Origin of the sequence: Pseudorhizobium tarimense (assembly GCF_022968135.1) — a bacterium.
GTDB classification, from domain to species: Bacteria; Pseudomonadota; Alphaproteobacteria; order Rhizobiales; family Rhizobiaceae; genus Neorhizobium; species Neorhizobium tarimense.
Genome location: NZ_JALJRA010000011.1, coordinates 107,190 through 120,190, shown reverse-complemented (window position 1 = coordinate 120,190; position 13,001 = coordinate 107,190). Strand labels below are relative to the sequence as shown.

Genomic DNA, 13,001 nt, shown 5'->3' with positions numbered 1-13,001 from the left:
TGCCCCTCGCATCCGTCAGATACCGAAGCGACGTTTCCTCACGCTTTGGGGACCAGCAAAAAACAAGTGTGCACCATGTCTTACCCTCTCAAGGCCCTCGCCAGATCTCTCGGCCGCCTGAACACGATCGCGCTCTGGAGCGCCGGGATAGGCCTGGTCCTGATGACGGCCTTCGTGGCGTGGCAGGTGTTCTGCCGCTACGTACTCAACGACTCGCCGAGCTGGACGGAGCCGGGCGCCGTCATGCTGATGAGCTGGTTCATCTTCCTGGGAGCCGCCGTCGGCGTACGCGAGAACTACCATCTCGGCTTCGACGTGCTGCTCTACGTCCTTCCGGACACCGGCAAGAAGTGGCTGCGGATGATTTCAGATTTCGTAGCCATGGCCTTTGGCATCGGCATGATCTGGTATGGCTGGCAGCTCATGGCGCTGACCTGGAGCACGATCTTGCCCTCTCTCGGCATTTCGGGTGCTTGGGACTACCTGCCGCTCGTGGCAGGTGGGGTTTTGATCGTACTGTTTTCGTTGGAGCGCATCGTCTTGAGATTGTCCGGCGCGCCGGTCGATGACGCCGTCGACGAAGTGCCGTCCGCAGAGGTGGCGGCCGATATAGACACTGCGAATGTGAAGGTCTGAAGCAATGGAATACTGGATTCTCTTCGGCGTCTTCACGCTGCTCATGCTGATCGGCACGCCGATCGCCTTCTGCCTGGGTGTCGCAAGTTTCGCGACCGCGGCTTATATCGGGCTTCCGCCGCTGGTCGTCTTCCAACGGCTGAACTCCGGCATGAGCGTGTTTTCCTTGCTCGCCATTCCCTTTTTCATCTACGCCGGCGACCTGATGGTGCGTGGCGGGATTGCCCAGAAGATCGTCGCCTTCGCCGCCTCGCTTGTCGGACATGTGCGCGGCGGCCTGGGACAGGTAAATATCGTTACGGCCACTCTCTTCGGCGGCATCTCAGGCTCGGCAGTGGCTGAGGCCGCAGCCGTCGGAGGACTGATGATCCCACAGATGAAAGAGCGTGGCTACGGCACCGACTATGCTGTCAACGTGACATCAATGGCTGCTCTGATCGCGCTGCTGCTGCCGCCCTCGCATAACATGATCATCTATTCGATTTCCGCGGGCGGACAAATTTCCATTGCTGACCTGTTCACGGCAGGCGTGATCCCGGGAATTTTGCTGGCTTTGGCTCTCATGACGACGGCCTATTTCGTCGCAAGAAGCCGGGGCTATCCGGTCGAAACCTTCCCCGGTTTCCAGATGGTCCTGCACTTGGGCGCGGTGGCGGTCCCCGGCCTCCTGCTCATCGCGATCATCTTCGGTGGCGTTCGCTCCGGCATCTTCACCGCAACCGAAAGCTCCTGCATCGCCGTCCTCTACGCTCTGCTGATCACGGTCTTCGTGTATCGACAGATGACCTGGGAAGGCTTCGTCCACGCCACGATGGGCGCAGTGCGCACAACAGCTATGGTCCTGCTGATCATCGGCATGGCGGCTGCCTTCTCCTGGCTGATGGCTTTCCTTAGAGTGCCGGCCGCTCTGATCGCGTGGATGAACACGATCTCCGACAATCCGCTGATCATTCTCCTGCTCCTCAACATCCTGATGCTCTTTCTGGGCACATTCATGGACATGGGACCGACGATCATCATCGCGACGCCCATCTTCCTGCCGGTCGCCCAGGCATATGGGGTAGACCCGGTGCATTTCGGCGTGATCATGATCCTGAACTTCGGCATCGGCTTGAACACGCCACCGGTAGGTGCGGTGCAGTTCGTCGCCTGTGCGGTCGGGAAGATCAGCGTGTGGCAGGCAATGCGGTCGATCTGGCCGTTCTACCTGGCTGGAATCGTGGTACTCGGCCTCGTGACCTATGTTCCGGCGATCTCCCTGTGGTTGCCGAGTGTCTTCAGATAAGGACGAGCCATGCCCGCGGATTTGACCGTTGCCAGCAAGGTAGAGCGCAGACCGAAGCTATCCGAACACGTCGCGGGATCACTGCGGTCGCAGATCGTCTCAGGAGAAATCCGCTCCGGTGAGAAACTGCCGACCGAGAGCCAGCTTTCGGAAGCCTTCGGCGTCAGCCGCACGGTAGTGCGGGAGGCGGTGGCAAGCCTTGCTGCCGATGGTCTTGTGGAATCGCGCCAAGGGGCAGGCATCTTCGTCTGCGAACGACCCGCCATGGCCTTCGCCTCGCTGACGGCCGATATTGGGATGAAGATATCCCATGCGCTCAATGTCATCGAAGTTCGGATGGGTCTGGAGATCGAGAGCGCCGGACTGGCAGCGGTCCGGCGGAATGCTGCGCAGGAAGCCGCGATCCAGGAAGCCTTCTTCGAGTTCGACCGCTTGCTTTCCGTTGGCGAGGCAACCGGACGCAGCGACTTCATGTTTCATCGCGCCATCGCGGCCGCGACGAACAACCCGTTCTATGTCGAGGTTCTCGATGCGCTCGGCATGCGTGCTATTCCCTGCGACATCACCTCGCCCTGGGGCACCGACAGTCTGCTCACGCGCGAGTACCAGGTGATGCTCCAGCGCGAGCATCTCGCCATCCTGAGGGCCATCTCGGCAGGTGATGCCGATGGGGCCCGCGCGGCGATGCGCACCCATCTGGCGGAAAGCCAGAAACGTTATCACGATCGACTGACGGACCAGCAGGCGGAATACCGCTTCGGCTCCGTCACAACGCCCTGATGGGCAAGACAGCATAAGCGAGGATGCCATGACTGCACACACGGACTATTCCACCCGCCAAGCCTTTGACCCCGCAACGGGTGCCCGCATGGGCAGCAGCGAGCTCCGCGACAACTTCCACATCGGCAACCTCTTCACCCCGGGGCGCGTGAAGCTGGTCTACACGCACTACGATCGAATGGTTATCGGTGGCGCCGTGCCCACAGCGGCTGGCCTGGAGCTCGAGACCATCAAGCCCACGGGCACGGCGAATTTCCTCGACCGGCGCGAGATGATCGCGGTCAACATCGGCGGCAAGGGTTCGATCGAGGTCGACGGCAACCGCCATGCTCTGGACACGCGCGACATGCTCTACATAGGGATGGGCAGCAAGGTGACGTTTGCCTCAGATGATGCGGCCGCGCCGGCAAAGTTCTATCTCCTGAGCGCGCCTGCCCACCAGCGCTATCCGACGAAGCTCATCCGCATCGGCGACGCAAAACGTCTCGATCTCGGCAGCCAGGCAACCTCCAACGAACGTTCGATCTTCCAGTTCATCCACGCCGAGGGCGCGCAGACCTGCCAACTCGTCGTCGGCATAACGCAGCTGGCGCCGGGATCGGTCTGGAATACGATGCCGTGCCATGTGCACGATCGCCGCATGGAGGCTTACCTGTACTTCGACCTGCCCGACACAGCGCGTGTCTTCCACTTCATGGGAGAGCCGGACGAGACCCGGCATATTGTGATGGCGAACGAGGAGGCGGTCGTATCGCCGCCCTGGTCTATCCATTCCGGCTGCGGCACAGCCAACTACACCTTCATCTGGGCAATGGCGGGCGACAACGTGGACTACACCGACGTCGATGCGGTCCCGATCGAGAGCATGCGCTGAAGGTGGTAAGGAGCAGCAGATGAGCGATCAGCAGATCTTCTTCCACAACAGCACCGATGGCTGGACCGTACTCGGGGAAGGCAGCCGCAGACGGGTCCTGCTACACACAGACGAACTGATGGTGGTCGAGTTCGCCTTCGAGAAGGGCGGGATAGGCGCCTTGCATAATCATCCCCATGTGCAGGCAAGCTACGTCGCCGAGGGGCGATTTGAGGTCACTGTCGGAGACAAGGTGGATAAGCTGGCCGCCGGCGACTCGTTCATCGTGCCGTCCAACGTGGTCCATGGGGTGAAGGCACTGGAAGCAGGCCGCCTCGTCGACAGCTTCACTCCTCACCGGGCTGACTTCCTTCCGTGAGAGAATGAGAAAGAGCGCAGGCGTCAACGCGCCCGCGTCTCGTCCAGCCGCGCTGCATCCACGCCGAAGTGATCGAGGATCAGGCCGATGTTGCGGCGATGGGACTTGAAGTAGACGTCGAAGACATCGCCCAAGATGGGCACGCTACCCACGGCGGCATCCACAGCGAGATTACCGAGCATCTTGCCGAGCTTGTGACTCGGAACCCCGAGACGTCTCGCTTCATAAATCATCGCCAGCCCCACGGCTGCGCCGCCGAAATCGCCCACCACCGGCAGCAGGCCCATCAAGGAATCTGCACCCAGGCGAATGCCGGTGCCCGGTATGCGGACGGCCGTATCCATCAGGCGCGCAGCGCTGTTGAGCCGTCGTAGACGCCGCAGCAGTTCGACTTGATCAGAAACGTCTTCAGCGCCTCTTGCCATCTTGGCCTCTGGGTTCGGTGGATGAGTTCGACAAAGGAGAATGTGCGATGAAGCCTCTGGTTCCTCCGGAGGCGGAACAAGCCTCGTTGCGCCGAGTTGATGCCGAAGATAACCAAGGGAGGACGCAATGGGAAGCGAACAGGCACCCACGCCGAAAGGCAAGGAGTCCGCGCACGGGCTGAAGCAGAGCACGTCTTCGGAAGAGCAGCGGATCGAGACGCAGAAGGGATCTGACCTGTCCAAGGGGGCGGAACGAGTCGATGAGCGCTCTCGCAGCTCAGATGGTCACGGCCCGGGTGAGAAGCAGGGCAATGACTGATCTTGTGCCAAGGCTGCGCTACCGCAAGATCATCATATCGGCTTGTTGCCACCCGAAGCTGAGTTGAATCCATGCGACTTCCCTTCGGGTTACCGAGATGAAGCGTTCAGGCGCTTGAGAGGTTCTTGAAAAGAACGTTCTGGTCGATCAGGTAACGCGCGAAGAGCGGCAAGCTGGCCCCGCCGATGGCGCGCGCCTGCGACCCGACCTTCCCTTCGATGATATCGGGAATGATGACGCCCTGAAGATCGAGCTCGGCGACGGCCGTGATGGTGGCTGCCACCAGCCGCTGACGCACCCATCCGGGAAAACCGCCGTCAATGACGGCAGCCCCAAAGTCGATAACCGAGGCCGCAGCCACGATCGCCTGCGCCAACGCCGCCGCGCTCTCGCGGATCCAACGCTCCATCGGGGCGCCAAAATCGACCCAATCCTCTGCCGAATACCAGAGCGGCTGCGGATCGATGCCATGTTCCCGCAGACCGTTCTCCAGCACGAAGATTGACGCTATATCCAGCAACTGCCGGGTCTCTCCCTTGCTGCCTCTCACCGGCAGTGGCCCAACTGCACCGGCGGTTCCCGTTCGGCCTGAATACAAGGACGAGTTCAATACAACGCCGCCTCCGATGAAAGAGCCTACGAAGAAGTAGATGAAATCGGGATATGATGGTCCAACTCCGAAGACGAGCTCTGCCCCGCAAGCGCTTGTTGCGTCGTTCTGCAGATAAATGGGGTAGGCCACGCTCCGTGTCACTTCCGACTGCAGGTCGGTACCACGCCACACCTCCATCGCACCTTCCGGCGCCCCCACTTCCTCGGCCCAGTTCCATAGCTCGAACGGTGCCGCAATCCCGACGCCGGCTATCCGCTCCCGCTGCTGCGGCTGCAGCTGTCCCTCGATCCTCGCAATGCCCGCCGTGATGATCTCCATGATCTCGTCAGGCTGCGGATAGGCGTACGTCTGGTGATGCTGCAGGCGGATCTGGCCGACGAAATCCATCAGCACCACATCCGCACTTCGGCGGCCTATCTTCACCCCGAAGGAGTAGACCGAATCCGGATTGAGGCGCATTGGAACCGAAGGTTGTCCCACACGGCCACGAACCGGCTCCCCCCTCAACAACAGCCCGTCATTCTCCAACGAGCGCATGATCACGGAGACCGTCTGGGCGGACAGGCCGCTTAGCCGCGTGAGGTCCGCCTTCGAAAGTGCCCCATGCAATCGCACAAGAGACAGCACAAGCCGCTCATTGTAGGCGCGCACACGCACCTGGTTTGCTCCCCCCGCCCAAGACGATCTCTGGACAGGAGCCGCGTCTTCCGTCCCGAACTGCGATTGAGACATGCAGACCTCCAGGTTGAGGTGACAACCGTGGGAGAGAATGGCTGCTCTGGATAATTAAATCAATCCGATTTATTTATTGACAAGCCTGGCCGCTTCTTTCTTAATGATCGCGGGTCCGGCGGCTGGGTCAGCTCGGCCAAAGAGGAAATACCGGCCTACCTGCACATCGATTACAGGCTCTGGGAGGAGACCATGAAGAATTCACTTTACGCCACAGCATTCAGCGCACTCGCCTTCGGGATGATCTTGTCTGCACCGGCTCAGGCACAGGATGTATCGGCCTGCCTGATTACCAAGACAGATACCAACCCCTTCTTCGTCAAGATGAAGGAAGGCGCTACTGAGAAGGCTAAAGAACTTGGCGTCAATCTGAAGTCCTATGCAGGCAAGATCGACGGCGATAGCGAAAGCCAGGTTGCAGCGATTGAAACCTGCATTGCGGATGGCGCGAAGGGCATCCTGCTGACGGCATCGGACACCAAGGGCATCGTTCCGGCCGTTCAGAAGGCGCGCGATGCAGGCATCCTGGTCATCGCTCTCGACACGCCGCTTGAACCACTCGGCGCCGCCGACATGACCTTCGCCACCGACAACCTTCGTGCCGGCGAACTCATCGGGCAATGGGCTGCCGCAACGCTCGGAGACGCTGCCACGGATGCCCGTATCGGCTTCCTCAATCTCACGCCTTCCCAACCGTCGGTCGACGTTCTGCGCAACCAAGGCTTCATGAAGGGCTTTGGCATCGACGTCGCGGACATCAACCGTATCGGTGATGAAAACGACCCGCGCATTGTCGGTCACGACGTGACGAACGGCAACGAAGAGGGCGGCAGAACGGCAATGGAAAACCTGCTGCAGCAGGATCCGACGATCAATGTCGTCCACACGATCAATGAACCGGCTGCGGCCGGCGCCTTCGAGGCTCTGAAGTCTGTGGGTCGTGAGAACGATGTTCTCATCGTGTCGGTTGACGGCGGCTGCCCGGGTGTCAAGAACGTGGCAGAGGGCATCATTGGCGCCACCTCTCAGCAGTATCCGCTGCTGATGGCCTCCATGGGCATCGAGGCCATCAAGAATTTTGCCGACACCGGCGAAAAGCCGAAGGCGACCGAAGGGAAGAACTTCGTCGACACCGGCGTTGCTCTTGTTACGGACAAGCCGGTTGACGGCGTCGAGTCCATCGACACCAAGGAAGGCATGGACAAGTGCTGGGGCTGACCCGGTCGTAATCCACTGAGGGGCGCTCAGCGCCCCTCCAAGCCAAGCCGTCGTGGAGGAGGCTTAACCTCATTCGCTTCGGTCAAAGGACAGCTTGGGAGGATTTCCATGAGCGAGCCGCACGCCGCACCTCGATCCGGAAGCGACTATGAGACCGTGCTGACCGGCAGCCCAGCAACCGTGGCAGCGTTCGACACCCATGAAAAGGGCGCGCTCCAGAAGGTGCAGCACTTTTTGCACTCCAGCCCTGCCGCCGTTCCGCTGATCGTCCTGGTATTGTCGATTATCCTTTTCGGCGTCGTCCTCGGCGAAAAGTTCTTCTCCGCCTTCACGCTGACCCTCATTCTTCAGCAGGTCGCGATCGTAGGCATCGTTGGCGCGGCACAGACACTGGTGATCCTGACGGCCGGTATCGACCTTTCGGTTGGCGCCATCATGGTCCTCTCCTCGGTCGTCATGGGCCAGTTCACATTCCGCTATGGTTTGCCCCCGACGGTGGCGATCCTGGCCGGGTTCGCCGTTGGCGCCTTCTGTGGCTGGATCAACGGCATCCTTGTTGCTCGTATGAAGCTGCCGCCCTTCATCGTCACGCTTGGCATGTGGCAGATCGTGCTTGCCTCCAACTTCCTCTACTCCGCCAACGAAACGATCCGCTCACAAGACATCGCCCAGAATGCGCCGATCCTGCAGTTGTTCGGCGAGAACCTGCGCATCGGCGGAGCAGTCTTCACCTATGGCGTGATCGCCATGGTCCTGCTGGTCGCCCTTCTCTGGTATGTCCTCAACAACACCGCCTGGGGCCGGCATGTCTATGCGGTCGGGGACGATCCGGATGCCGCAGAACTGGCCGGTGTCAATGTCCGGCGCATGCTCATCTCGGTCTACACCCTGTCCGGCATCATCTGCGCCTTCGCAGGCTGGACACTGATCGGCCGGATCGGCTCGGTTTCTCCCACGGCAGGCCAGTTCACCAACATCGAGTCCATCACCGCAGTGGTCATCGGCGGCCTGTCCCTTTTCGGTGGACGCGGCTCCATCCTCGGCATGCTGTTCGGCGCCCTGATCGTCGGCGTCTTCTCTCTCGGACTGCGCCTCATCGGCACCGACCCGCAATGGACCTATCTGCTGATCGGCGTCCTCATCATCGCCGCCGTGGCCATCGACCAGTGGATCAGAAAGGTAGCGAGCTGATGACAAGCGAACCCATTCTCAGTGCCCGTGGTCTGGTGAAGCGATATGGCCGTGTGACCGCACTCGACCATGCCGACTTCGATCTCTATCCCGGGGAAATCCTTGCCGTGATCGGCGACAACGGCGCGGGCAAATCGTCGATGATCAAGGCAATCTCCGGCGCGGTCGTGCCCGACGAAGGGGAAATCCGCCTGGAGGGCCGACCCGTCCACTTCCGCTCGCCGCTGGAGGCCAGGGAGGCTGGCATCGAGACTGTCTATCAGAACCTGGCGCTCTCCCCCGCCCTCTCCATTGCGGACAACATGTTCCTCGGTCGCGAGCTTCGCAAACCTGGCTTTACGGGCAAATGGCTGCGCAAGCTCGACCGCGGGGCGATGGAAAATTTCGCGCGGGAGAAGCTTTCCGAACTCGGGCTGATGACCATCCAGAACATCAATCAGGCGGTGGAAACGCTTTCCGGTGGGCAGCGCCAGGGAGTTGCGGTCGCCCGAGCCGCAGCCTTCGGCTCCAAGGTCATCATTCTCGATGAACCGACCGCTGCACTCGGGGTCAAGGAAAGCCGGCGGGTCCTGGAGCTGATCCTCGATGTGCGAGGAAGAGGCATTCCAATCGTCCTGATCTCGCACAACATGCCGCACGTGTTCGAGGTCGCAGACCGCATCCACATCCACCGTCTGGGCAAGCGGCTCACCGTCATAAATCCGAAAGACTACAGCATGTCCGATGCGGTAGCGCTGATGACGGGTGCCAAGGCTCCGGAAGAACCCGTCGTCGCATGATGGCAAGATCAGGTGAGATTGCGGACGAGATCGTCCGCCGCGCCGGCGACGCAAAGCGCTTCATCGTGGCGATCGCCGGCCCGCCCGGCTCGGGAAAATCGACCTTTGCAGAAGAGGTTGCAAGCCACCTGCGGGCAAAGGGGGAAAACGCCGCCATCGTGCCGATGGATGGTTTCCACATGGACGATGCCGTGCTGCGCGACAAAGGACTTCTGAAGCGCAAGGGCGCTCCGCAGACCTTCGACGTGCGGGGGCTTCTGGACGTTGTAAAGGCTTTGCAGCGGGCGGATCAGGAGGTTCTTGTTCCGCTGTTCGACAGAAGCAGAGAGCTCTCGGTCGCTGCTGCGAGAGCAATCCCCTCCAACACCCGCCTCGTCCTCATCGAAGGCAACTATCTGCTGCTGGAAGAGCAGCCATGGGCAGGCCTCGCGTGCCTGCTGAACCTTTCGGTCCTGCTCATGCCGGCCGAAGAGGTGCTCGAGGAGCGACTGATGCGCCGTTGGCTGGACCTCGGCATGACGGGGGAAGAAGCCCGCCGTAAGGTGGAGGAAAATGACCTCCCCAACGGCAGGCTCGTGCGCACAAAAAGCCGCGACGCGGACCTTGTCCTGAACTGAGCCAGCCTACCAAAGGGCGACGTGCCGGTTAACGTCCTTGTAGAGCAGATAGCGAAAGCGACTTGGGCCTCCGGCATAGCAAGCCTGGGGGCAGAATGCCCGAAGCCACATGAAATCGCCCGCCTCGACCTCGACCCAGTCCTTGTTGAGACGATAGACCGCCTTGCCTTCCAGCACGTAGAGCCCATGCTCCATCACGTGCGTTTCCATGAACGGGATCGTGCCCCCTGGTTCGAAGGTGACGATGTTGACATGCATGTCGTAGCGCACGTCGGCCGGATCGATAAAGCGGGTCGTTGCCCACTTTCCGTCCGTGTCCGGCATCGCCACCATCTCCTGCTCGCTCTCATGGGTAAAGATGGCAGGTGGTGGCTCCAGGCCCTCGACGGCTTGAAAAGTCTTGCGGATCCAATGGAAACTAGCAGGCGAACTGGACGTGTTGTGGAGCTTCCATGCTGAGCCGGCAGGAAGATAGGCGAACGAGCCTTTTCGCAGGGCGTGCTGCGCACCTCCGACCTCAACGACCATCTCCCCTTCTGTGACGAACAAGCCAGCCTGCGCGCGCAAGTCAGGCTCTGGACTGGAGCTCCCGCCACCAGCATCGACCTCCATCACATATTGCGCAAAGGTTTCGGAAAACCCGGTCAGCGGCCTTGATATGATCCATGCCCGCGTCTTTTCCCAGTGGGGCAGAACGCTGGTCACGATGTCTGTCATGACACTGCGAGGGATGACGGCATAGGCGGTGGTAAAGACGGCCTTGCTGGACAGGAGTTCAGTCTGGGCAGGCAGTCCACCGAGGCGAGAATAATAGGAAGTGTCGGTCATCGAGATGCGGCGTTCCCTTGCGCTGGCCAGAGCCCCCGACATCAGGGGCGCTGTGCCTCCGGTTTAGAATGCAGCAATGGCCGCCGCAACGTTTTTCGCGCAGCGCTCAGGCCGTTGCCAGAACCCGCCGGCGTTGTGCCAGATACTCCAAGGTGTCTTCGGCCGAAGCCGGGCGGCCGAACACATAGCCTTGGCCGATATCGCAGCCTTGCTGGATGAAGTAGGCCACCTGTTGATGGTCCTCCAGCCCCTCGACCGTCGTCTTCGCATTCAGGTTCCGGCTCAGACCGAGCATCGCCTGGATGATCTTGGCCTGTCGGTCGTCGCTGCCACATCTGCCAACGAAGCTCTTGTCGATCTTGATCTTGTCGAACTTGAAGCGAGCGAGCTGCGAGAGACTGGAATAACCCGTCCCGAAATCGTCGAGGGCGACCTTGATCCCGGCAGCATGCAGCTCTTCCATCATCTTTGCAGCAAGATCGGGGTCAGCGACGAGTGCGTTCTCCGTGATCTCGATCTCGAGCCGGTCTGGCGACAGCCCCGTCTTGCCGAGGATCTCGAAGATCCGGGCAGGCAAGAGGCGGTCTTCCATCTGGACTGGTGAAACGTTGAAGGAAAGCAGGATGCCCTTATGCCACTGCATGGCGTCGCAGCAGGCCCGATGAAGAACACGCTGGAAAAGTGACGTGATCAGCCCCTTCTCCTCCGCAACCGGAATGAAGAAGGCTGGAGGCACCTTGCTGCCGTCGGTACGAACCCAGCGGGCGAGTGCTTCGAAGCCGCAGACATCGCCGGTGCGCAAGTCGATCAGCGGCTGGTAGAACGGCTTGATCTGATCGGTCTCGATCGCCTCGCGAAGCTCACCTTCGACCTTGGCCCTCTCGCTCACCTTCTGCTGCATCTGCGGCGTAAACAGCACGTGATGGTTCGGTCCGCGGGCCTTCGCCTCGTAAAGGGCAATATCTGAAAGGTGTGAAACAACACCTAGCTCCACCCCCTGCTCAGGAAAGCGTGCGTAACCGACACTTGCACCGACGCCTGCCGTCATGTCACCGATGTGAACAGGCCGGGTGATCGACTGGATGAGGAGGGCCGCGAAGCGCTCTTCCTGCTGTGGCGTCAGATTGCGCATGACGGCGATGAACTCGTCGCCACCGAAGCGGAACACGCTTCCCCGCTCCGACAACGCGCAGATGCGCCGAGCAACTTCCTTCAACAGCGCGTCGCCGCCCTGGTGGCCGAGGAGATCGTTGACCTTCTTAAAGCCATCGAGGTCGATCGAGTAAACGGTTGCGGACGGCTGCAGGACCTCGTCGCTCTCCTTGTCCGTCAGCGGCGTCAGTTGAAACCGGTCGAACGCATAGCGGTTGGGCAACTTCGTCAGATGATCGTGGGTGGCGATATAATCCGCCCGCTGCTCCGCCTCCCCACGCCGCACCATCTCATACCGCAGATCGGCGATCCGCAGAATGGAGTAGATGAAGCTGGCAATGCCGGCGATCGCCAAGGTGACGATGACGGTGTCTGCGCGGTCGCCGCTAAGGGCGCCGGCGGCGCTGGAGAGTTCTTCCCTGAAACGGAATGCCGCCGCCCAAACCAGAACAGCTGCCGAAACGGCGAGAACAAACTGCTTCCCCGCCCGGCTCTTTGAAAACTCGTTCATCCCCCGCTCCTCCCCATCTGATCCCCTATCAGCAATTGCTGAACGAGAGGTTCATGTAGGAGGGTACTGCATCAGCGGAACCGACAGCGCGCGGCCGGGTTTTTCTGATCTCAACAAAGGAGATGAGAATGTCCAATCATGATGAAACTGCGAAGGTCTGGGAGCTCATCGACCGGATTGGTTTCTGCATGCTCGCCACGCAGAACGGTCGAGACATCCGCTCGCGGCCGATGTCGGCCTACACCAAGAAGGATGAAAATGCGATCTACTTCCTGACCGATGTCGCAAGCCACAAGGACGAAGAGATCTCACGTTGGCCGAACGTTTGCCTCGCCTTTGCCGACACGAAGGGTCAGAAGTACGTCTCCGTTTCCGGTACTGCGCAGGTTTCGAACGACCGGGAACTGATCCGCGAAATCTGGTCCACGCCCGCCAAGGCCTGGTGGGACAGCCCGGACGATCCGTCGATCCGGATTCTCAAGGTAGAGCCTGCCTCGGCAGAATACTGGGACAGCCCCGGTACGGTCATCAGCTACATCAAGATGGCCGCTGCCGCCGTTTCCAGCTCTAAGCCGGACATGGGCGACAACGAGAAGGTCAATCTATAGGCGCCCGGCATGCGCTGAGGTGACCGGCTTCGGTGCATGCCGATATTTCCCCGCGCGTCTGAAACCATCGCGCCA

Annotated in this window: 15 protein-coding genes; 11 read left to right on the top strand and 4 right to left on the bottom strand. The window is 60.7% G+C overall.

All coding sequences use genetic code 11. From position 1 onward, the window contains the following. Positions 1-75 precede the first annotated feature (75 nt). Genes MUU54_RS14765 through MUU54_RS14745 form a run of 5 tightly spaced genes read left to right on the top strand, consistent with a single transcriptional unit; the run spans position 76 to position 3,933 of the window. Positions 76-636, top strand: coding sequence for a TRAP transporter small permease (locus tag MUU54_RS14765; RefSeq protein WP_247244775.1), 561 nt, complete (start codon positions 76-78; stop codon positions 634-636). 4 nt (positions 637-640) lie between these two features. Continuing rightward, the gene (locus MUU54_RS14760) at positions 641-1,921 is read left to right on the top strand and encodes a TRAP transporter large permease (protein WP_247244774.1); all 1,281 of its coding nucleotides are present in this window, start codon (positions 641-643) and stop codon (positions 1,919-1,921) included. Between the two features lie 9 nt (positions 1,922-1,930). Then, positions 1,931-2,701: a FadR/GntR family transcriptional regulator gene (locus tag MUU54_RS14755; RefSeq protein ID WP_247244773.1), complete on the top strand. Its 771-nt coding sequence runs from the start codon at positions 1,931-1,933 to the stop codon at positions 2,699-2,701. A 28-nt stretch (positions 2,702-2,729) separates the two neighbouring features. After that, positions 2,730-3,575: a 5-dehydro-4-deoxy-D-glucuronate isomerase gene (gene kduI / locus MUU54_RS14750; protein ID WP_247244772.1), complete on the top strand. Its 846-nt coding sequence runs from the start codon at positions 2,730-2,732 to the stop codon at positions 3,573-3,575. Between the two features lie 19 nt (positions 3,576-3,594). Continuing rightward, entirely contained in the window at positions 3,595-3,933 is a 339-nt protein-coding gene (locus tag MUU54_RS14745; RefSeq protein WP_247244771.1) for a cupin domain-containing protein, read from the top strand. A gap of 23 nt (positions 3,934-3,956) precedes the next feature. On the opposite strand, the gene MUU54_RS14740 is transcribed toward MUU54_RS14745, so the two are convergent. Further along, a complete protein-coding gene (locus tag MUU54_RS14740; protein WP_247244770.1) occupies positions 3,957-4,358 on the bottom strand; it encodes a DUF4112 domain-containing protein in 402 nt (133 codons plus the stop codon). Between the two features lie 127 nt (positions 4,359-4,485). Between MUU54_RS14740 and MUU54_RS14735 the strand changes: the two genes are divergently transcribed. Continuing rightward, entirely contained in the window at positions 4,486-4,677 is a 192-nt protein-coding gene (locus MUU54_RS14735) for a hypothetical protein (protein ID WP_247244769.1), read from the top strand. A gap of 106 nt (positions 4,678-4,783) precedes the next feature. Here the strand turns inward: MUU54_RS14735 and MUU54_RS14730 are convergent, their stop codons facing one another. Next, positions 4,784-6,022: an ROK family transcriptional regulator gene (locus MUU54_RS14730; protein ID WP_247244768.1), complete on the bottom strand. Its 1,239-nt coding sequence runs from the start codon at positions 6,020-6,022 to the stop codon at positions 4,784-4,786. Between the two features lie 192 nt (positions 6,023-6,214). Here MUU54_RS14730 and MUU54_RS14725 point away from each other — a divergent pair, with 192 nt between their 5' ends. The 4 genes from MUU54_RS14725 to MUU54_RS14710 all read left to right on the top strand — a co-directional run bounded on the left by MUU54_RS14725 (position 6,215) and on the right by MUU54_RS14710 (position 9,827). Next, entirely contained in the window at positions 6,215-7,240 is a 1,026-nt protein-coding gene (locus MUU54_RS14725) for a sugar ABC transporter substrate-binding protein (protein WP_247244767.1), read from the top strand. Positions 7,241-7,348: 108 nt separating this feature from the next. Next, the gene (locus MUU54_RS14720; RefSeq protein ID WP_247244766.1) at positions 7,349-8,431 is read left to right on the top strand and encodes an ABC transporter permease; all 1,083 of its coding nucleotides are present in this window, start codon (positions 7,349-7,351) and stop codon (positions 8,429-8,431) included. Further along, entirely contained in the window at positions 8,431-9,210 is a 780-nt protein-coding gene (locus MUU54_RS14715) for an ATP-binding cassette domain-containing protein (RefSeq protein ID WP_247244765.1), read from the top strand. Before MUU54_RS14720 ends, MUU54_RS14715 begins: the two co-directional genes overlap by 1 nt. Next, a complete protein-coding gene (locus MUU54_RS14710; protein WP_247244764.1) occupies positions 9,207-9,827 on the top strand; it encodes a nucleoside triphosphate hydrolase in 621 nt (206 codons plus the stop codon). The genes MUU54_RS14715 and MUU54_RS14710 overlap by 4 nt, the downstream gene beginning before the upstream one ends. Before the next feature lie 6 nt (positions 9,828-9,833). Here the strand turns inward: MUU54_RS14710 and MUU54_RS14705 are convergent, their stop codons facing one another. Further along, a complete protein-coding gene (locus MUU54_RS14705; RefSeq protein ID WP_247244763.1) occupies positions 9,834-10,655 on the bottom strand; it encodes a bifunctional allantoicase/(S)-ureidoglycine aminohydrolase in 822 nt (273 codons plus the stop codon). A 106-nt stretch (positions 10,656-10,761) separates the two neighbouring features. Beyond that, complete coding sequence (locus MUU54_RS14700) at positions 10,762-12,318, bottom strand: putative bifunctional diguanylate cyclase/phosphodiesterase (protein WP_247244762.1); 1,557 nt, start codon at positions 12,316-12,318, stop codon at positions 10,762-10,764. A gap of 128 nt (positions 12,319-12,446) precedes the next feature. On the opposite strand from MUU54_RS14700, the gene MUU54_RS14695 reads away from it, so the two are divergent. After that, positions 12,447-12,926 (top strand): pyridoxamine 5'-phosphate oxidase family protein, encoded by a 480-nt coding sequence (locus MUU54_RS14695; protein WP_247244761.1) that lies wholly within the window; start codon positions 12,447-12,449, stop codon positions 12,924-12,926. Positions 12,927-13,001: the final 75 nt, after the last annotated feature.

Coding starts and splice junctions, on each gene's coding strand:
- MUU54_RS14745 (WP_247244771.1), top strand. CDS start 3,595: ATGAGCGATCAGCAGATCTTCTTCCACAACAGCACCGATGGCTGGACC.
- MUU54_RS14715 (WP_247244765.1), top strand. CDS start 8,431: ATGACAAGCGAACCCATTCTCAGTGCCCGTGGTCTGGTGAAGCGATAT.
- MUU54_RS14735 (WP_247244769.1), top strand. CDS start 4,486: ATGGGAAGCGAACAGGCACCCACGCCGAAAGGCAAGGAGTCCGCGCAC.
- MUU54_RS14740 (WP_247244770.1), bottom strand. CDS start 4,358: ATGGCAAGAGGCGCTGAAGACGTTTCTGATCAAGTCGAACTGCTGCGG.
- MUU54_RS14695 (WP_247244761.1), top strand. CDS start 12,447: ATGTCCAATCATGATGAAACTGCGAAGGTCTGGGAGCTCATCGACCGG.
- MUU54_RS14720 (WP_247244766.1), top strand. CDS start 7,349: ATGAGCGAGCCGCACGCCGCACCTCGATCCGGAAGCGACTATGAGACC.
- MUU54_RS14730 (WP_247244768.1), bottom strand. CDS start 6,022: ATGTCTCAATCGCAGTTCGGGACGGAAGACGCGGCTCCTGTCCAGAGA.
- MUU54_RS14755 (WP_247244773.1), top strand. CDS start 1,931: ATGCCCGCGGATTTGACCGTTGCCAGCAAGGTAGAGCGCAGACCGAAG.
- MUU54_RS14760 (WP_247244774.1), top strand. CDS start 641: ATGGAATACTGGATTCTCTTCGGCGTCTTCACGCTGCTCATGCTGATC.
- MUU54_RS14700 (WP_247244762.1), bottom strand. CDS start 12,318: ATGAACGAGTTTTCAAAGAGCCGGGCGGGGAAGCAGTTTGTTCTCGCC.
- MUU54_RS14765 (WP_247244775.1), top strand. CDS start 76: ATGTCTTACCCTCTCAAGGCCCTCGCCAGATCTCTCGGCCGCCTGAAC.
- MUU54_RS14705 (WP_247244763.1), bottom strand. CDS start 10,655: ATGACCGACACTTCCTATTATTCTCGCCTCGGTGGACTGCCTGCCCAG.
- MUU54_RS14710 (WP_247244764.1), top strand. CDS start 9,207: ATGATGGCAAGATCAGGTGAGATTGCGGACGAGATCGTCCGCCGCGCC.
- kduI (WP_247244772.1), top strand. CDS start 2,730: ATGACTGCACACACGGACTATTCCACCCGCCAAGCCTTTGACCCCGCA.
- MUU54_RS14725 (WP_247244767.1), top strand. CDS start 6,215: ATGAAGAATTCACTTTACGCCACAGCATTCAGCGCACTCGCCTTCGGG.